A 5,002-nucleotide genomic window follows, 5' to 3' on the forward strand; every position below is an offset into this window, starting at 1 on the left:
GCAAGCCCGGCTCCCACATTTTTGACCGCGTTTCGCCAGGTATTCAGCGAACGCTGCTTTCGAAGCGGCTCACACCCGGCAATTCCAGCACCAGCTCGTCACCCACATTCAGCGGGCCCACGCCTGCCGGCGTACCGGTGAGGATCACATCCCCGGCCTGCAACGAGAAGCAGCCGGCCATGTACTGGATCATCGGGATGATCGGGTTGAGCATGATCGCGCTGTTGCCGTCCTGGCGCACTTCGCCATTGATGGTCAGGCGAATGCCGATATCCGTCACATCCGGGAAGGTGCTGCCGACCACGAACGGTGCAATCACTGCCGCGCCATCAAACGACTTGGCGATTTCCCACGGCAAGCCCTTGGCTTTCAGCTCGGCCTGTTTGTCCCGCAGGGTCAGGTCCAGGGCCGGGGCGAAGCCGGAGATGGCGTCCAGCACTTCCTCGCGGCTCGGTTTGGCCGACAACGGCTTGCCGATCAACACCGCGATTTCCGCTTCGTAATGCACCGAACCGCGCTCGGTAGGGATGGCAAAACCGCCTTCCAGTGCCACCACGCAACTGCCGGGCTTGATAAACAGCAGCGGCTCGGTCGGTACCGGGTTATCCAGTTCCTTGGCGTGTTCGGCGTAGTTACGCCCGATGCACACCACCTTCCCCAGGGGAAAGTGAATATTGGTGCCGTCGACATACTTGTGCTGGTAGCTCATGGACCGACTCCTTCAGGGACTGTTAAACAGCGAAAATCTTGCCCGGGTTCATGATCCCGTTCGGGTCGAACACCGCTTTCACTGCCTTCATGTATTCAATTTCAACCGGCGAACGGCTGTAGGTCAGGTAATCGCGCTTGGTCATGCCCACGCCGTGTTCGGCGGAGATCGAGCCGTTGTACTTCTGCACGGTCTCGAACACCCACTTGTTGACGGTGGCGCACTTGGCGAAGAACTCGTCCTTGCTCAGGTTTTCCGGCTTGAGGATGTTCAGGTGCAGGTTGCCGTCGCCGATGTGGCCGAACCAGACGATTTCGAAATCCGGGTAGTGTTCGCCGACAATCGCGTCGATTTCCTTGAGGAAGGCTGGCACTTTCGACACAGTCACCGAAATGTCGTTCTTGTACGGCGTCCAGTGGGAGATGGTCTCGGAGATGTACTCGCGCAGCTTCCACAGGTTGTGCAGTTGGGTTTCGCTCTGGCTCATCACGCCGTCCAGCACCCAGCCCTGCTCGACGCAGTGTTCGAACGTGGCCAGGGCATCGTTGGCCACTTCTTCGGTGGTCGCTTCAAATTCCAGCAGCGCGTAGAACGGGCAGTCGGACTCGAACGGCGCCGGCACATCGCCGCGACCGAGGACTTTGGCCAGGGCCTTGTCGGAAAAGAATTCGAAGGCGGTCAGGTCCAGCTTGCTCTGGAAGGCGTGCAACACCGGCATGATCGAGTCGAAATCGGTGGTGCCGAGCACCATCGCGGTGAGGTTTTTCGGCGCCCGGTCCAGGCGCATGGTCGCTTCGACCACAAAGCCCAGGGTGCCTTCAGCGCCGATGAACAGCTGGCGCATGTCGTAGCCGGTGGCGTTCTTGATCAGGTCTTTGTTCAACTCCAGCAGGTCGCCCTTGCCGGTGACGACTTTCATGCCGGCCACCCAGTTACGGGTCATGCCGTAGCGAATGACCTTGATCCCGCCGGCATTGGTGCCGATATTGCCGCCAATCTGGCTGGAACCCGACGAGGCGAAATCCACCGGGTAGTACAGGCCTTTTTCTTCGGCGACGTTCTGCAATTGCTTGGTGACTACGCCCGGCTGGCACACGGCGGTGCGGTCGGTGAGGTTCACGTCGAGGATCTGGTTCATATAGTCGAACGACACAACCACTTCGCCATTCGCGGCGACGGCAGCGGCCGACAGGCCGGTACGGCCACCGGACGGCACCAGCGCGACCTTGTGCTCATTGGCCCAACGGACGATGGCCTGCACCTGCTCGGTGGTCTTCGGGAAGACGATGGCCACCGGGGCCGGCGCGAAATGCTTGGTCCAGTCCTTGCCATAAGCCTCAAGGGAGTCAGCATCGGTCAGGACCTTGCCAGGCTCAACCAGGGTCTTCAGCTCATCAATCAGGGCAGGATGGGTCATCGACAGAACTCTCGAACAATTCATGGTCATCCTGAGAACGCTTCACGTCGCAGGAATGGGTGTTTAGCGGGGCACGTATGCTAGCATACCGCCCCCGCAGGATAGTGCCCAAGGGCGTTCTGCGGTGACGGCTTTCCTGCCGTCCGGGTCAGCTTACGTGATCCGATTCCCTGCCATTTTTCTCCGGGATACAGGTTTACGCAGATGAGCAAGACTTCTCTCGATAAGAGCAAGATCAAGTTCCTTCTTCTGGAAGGCGTCCACCCATCGGCCGTCGAAGTCCTGAAGGCCGCCGGGTACACCAGCATTGAGTACATCACCAGTTCTCTGCCGGAAGCCCAGCTCAAGGAAAAGATCGCCGACGCGCACTTTATCGGCATTCGCTCCCGCACTCAGCTGACCGAAGAGATCTTCGATCACGCCAAGAAGTTGGTAGCTGTCGGCTGTTTCTGCATCGGCACCAACCAGGTCGACCTCAACGCAGCGCGCGAGCGCGGCATCGCGGTGTTCAACGCACCGTACTCCAACACCCGCTCCGTTGCTGAGCTGGTATTGGCCGAGGCGATCCTGTTGCTGCGCGGTATTCCCGAGAAGAACGCTTCCTGCCACCGTGGCGGCTGGATCAAGAGCGCAGCCAACTCCTTCGAAATCCGCGGCAAGAAGCTGGGTATCGTCGGTTACGGCTCGATCGGCACGCAGTTGTCGGTATTGGCCGAAGGCCTGGGCATGCAGGTGTTCTTCTACGACACCCTGACCAAGCTGCCATTGGGTAACGCCACTCAGGTGTCGAGCCTGACCGAGCTGCTGGGCATGTCCGACATCGTGACCCTGCACGTACCGGAAACCGCTGAAACCCAGTGGATGATCGGCGAGAAGGAAATCCGCGCCATCAAGAAGGGCGGGATCCTGATCAACGCTGCACGCGGCACCGTGGTTGAGCTGGACGCCCTGGCCGACGCGATCAAGGACAAGCACCTGATCGGCGCCGCCATCGACGTGTTCCCGGTAGAGCCGCGCTCTAACGACGACATCTTCGAAAGCCCGCTGCGTGGCCTGGACAACGTGATCCTGACCCCGCACATCGGCGGTTCCACCGCAGAAGCCCAAGCCAACATCGGCCTGGAAGTGTCGGAGAAACTGGTCAAGTACAGCGACAACGGTACGTCGGTGTCCTCGGTCAACTTCCCGGAAGTGGCTCTGCCGGCGCACCCTGGCAAGCACCGTCTGCTGCACATCCACCAGAACATCCCTGGCGTGATGATGGAGATCAACAAGGTCTTCGCGGAAAACGGCATCAACATTTCCGGTCAGTTCCTGCAGACCAACGAGAAAGTCGGCTACGTGGTTATCGACGTAGACGCCGAGTATTCGGACCTGGCGCAAGAGAAGCTGCAACACATCAACGGCACTATCCGTAGCCGCGTGTTGTTCTAATCGTTAAACGCGCACAAAAAGGGAGACCCTCGGGTCTCCCTTTTTTTGTCTGAACAAATCTTACTTGACGTTAACCGTGATGACTTTCGAGGCTACAGTCGGGTTGAACTGCATGTGCAGTTTGTCGCCGGCTACCAGTTGCAGCGTGTGCTTGCCTGGGGTGAGGGTCAGCTCGGTTTCGGTCTGGGCCTTGCCGTAGTGGATCACGGTATCGGTGGCCGGGATCGGCACGCTGGCATCCGGCAATTCTTTCTGGTCGATCAGCAGGTGGTGGTGGCCGGTGCCCGGGTCCTGGCTGGTTGCCGGGGCCAGTTTCAGGCCTTCCATGCCGAATTTCACGGTGAAGGTTTTATCGACAGTGGCGCCATCTTTGGGCGACACGATGAACACTTTGGCACCTTCTGGTGGAGCGCTGCGCGGGATGCCATCAGCAGCGGTCGCCAGCATCGAAGCGCCCAGCAATAGGCTGGCCAGGGTTGCACGGGTCAAAAAGGCTTTCATTCACTTCTCCAGTTTTTCCGGGAAATCTGTAGGGTTATGACAACTTCGCGACAAATTGCTGTCCAAGGCATTCAACACCATAGCAAAGCGAGCCTGAACAACGCTTCGCTCATTCGAACTCTTTAGGAGCGACCATGCGTTTCCTGCCTGGCCTGTTACTTTTACTGCCCCTTGCAAGTCCCTTGGCCCATGCCGAACTGATCGACGATGTATTTGACCGCGGGGAACTGCGCATCGCAATGGAAGCCAACACCCCGCCCTTCAACTTCAAGGAAGGCGACAAACTCACCGGTTTTGAAGTGGAGCTGGGTGAGTTGCTGGCCAAGGAAATGGACGTACGCCCCTCCTTTATTACCGTCGATGCCGCCGAGTTGCTGCCCGGCGTGGAAAGCGCCAAGTACGACGTGGCCATCAACCATATCGCTATGACTCCTGAACTGGCGGATCGTTTCGACTTCAGCGAGCCCTACAGCTACTCCAGCGCACAGCTGATCGTGCGCAAGCAGGAACAGCGCCCGCTGGGCAGCTTTGCGGCGCTCAAGGGCAAGGCGTTGGGCGTGGCCCAGGGCAGCCAGTTTGTGGAGCAGGCGCGCACCGCCGAGGGCGTTGATTTGCGCAGCTATGCCGATGCCAGGCAGCCGATCAAGGACGTTGCCGATCAACAGATCGATGCCGCCATCAGTGATCGGCTGCTGATTCCCTACGCGATTCGCGACAGCCAGCTGCCGGTGAAGGAAGGCGCAGACGTCGGCCCGACGCTGAGCCTGGCGATTCCGTTCCAGAAGGGTAACCCGGCGTTCAAGGCCAGCCTGGACAAGGCCCTGCAACGAGTGAAGGCCGATGGCCGGCTGGCGGCGCTGTCGGAGAAGTGGTTCGGGATGGATGCGAGCAAGCCGGTGAAAAAGGCCGAATAAACGAATCGGTCAATGTGGGAGCGGGCT

5 protein-coding genes are annotated in these 5,002 nt (G+C 59.5%); 2 read left to right on the forward strand and 3 right to left on the reverse strand.

Annotated features, from left to right (window positions below; translation table 11 throughout):
* Positions 1 to 43: 43 nt before the first annotated feature.
* Together HX811_RS17955 and HX811_RS17960 are read right to left on the reverse strand one after the other, a co-directional pair.
* Positions 44 to 709 (reverse strand): fumarylacetoacetate hydrolase family protein, encoded by a 666-nt coding sequence (locus HX811_RS17955; RefSeq protein WP_003213842.1) that lies wholly within the window; start codon positions 707 to 709, stop codon positions 44 to 46.
* A gap of 22 nt (positions 710 to 731) precedes the next feature.
* Entirely contained in the window at positions 732 to 2,126 is a 1,395-nt protein-coding gene (locus HX811_RS17960; RefSeq protein ID WP_003213844.1) for an FAD-binding oxidoreductase, read from the reverse strand.
* A gap of 204 nt (positions 2,127 to 2,330) precedes the next feature.
* Between HX811_RS17960 and serA the strand changes: the two genes are divergently transcribed.
* Positions 2,331 to 3,560, forward strand: a complete 1,230-nt coding sequence (serA, locus tag HX811_RS17965) for a phosphoglycerate dehydrogenase (protein WP_003213846.1) — start codon at positions 2,331 to 2,333, stop codon at positions 3,558 to 3,560.
* Between the two features lie 60 nt (positions 3,561 to 3,620).
* On the opposite strand, the gene HX811_RS17970 is transcribed toward serA, so the two are convergent.
* The gene (locus HX811_RS17970; RefSeq protein WP_003213848.1) at positions 3,621 to 4,061 is read right to left on the reverse strand and encodes a DUF4399 domain-containing protein; all 441 of its coding nucleotides are present in this window, start codon (positions 4,059 to 4,061) and stop codon (positions 3,621 to 3,623) included.
* Positions 4,062 to 4,195: 134 nt separating this feature from the next.
* Between HX811_RS17970 and HX811_RS17975 the strand changes: the two genes are divergently transcribed.
* Positions 4,196 to 4,975 carry a transporter substrate-binding domain-containing protein gene (locus tag HX811_RS17975; RefSeq protein ID WP_003213851.1) on the forward strand — a complete coding sequence of 260 codons (780 nt, stop codon included), beginning with the start codon at positions 4,196 to 4,198 and terminating at the stop codon, positions 4,973 to 4,975.
* The last annotated feature ends 27 nt before the right edge of the window (positions 4,976 to 5,002 follow it).

Source organism: Pseudomonas sp. F8002, assembly GCF_013385495.1.
In the GTDB taxonomy this organism is placed as follows: domain Bacteria; phylum Pseudomonadota; class Gammaproteobacteria; order Pseudomonadales; family Pseudomonadaceae; genus Aquipseudomonas.

Bases quoted from the DNA above. Each gene is read 5' to 3' on its own strand.
- HX811_RS17960 (WP_003213844.1), bottom strand. From the start codon at position 2,126: ATGACCCATCCTGCCCTGATTGATGAGCTGAAGACCCTGGTTGAGCCT.
- HX811_RS17975 (WP_003213851.1), top strand. From the start codon at position 4,196: ATGCGTTTCCTGCCTGGCCTGTTACTTTTACTGCCCCTTGCAAGTCCC.
- serA (WP_003213846.1), top strand. From the start codon at position 2,331: ATGAGCAAGACTTCTCTCGATAAGAGCAAGATCAAGTTCCTTCTTCTG.
- HX811_RS17955 (WP_003213842.1), bottom strand. From the start codon at position 709: ATGAGCTACCAGCACAAGTATGTCGACGGCACCAATATTCACTTTCCC.
- HX811_RS17970 (WP_003213848.1), bottom strand. From the start codon at position 4,061: ATGAAAGCCTTTTTGACCCGTGCAACCCTGGCCAGCCTATTGCTGGGC.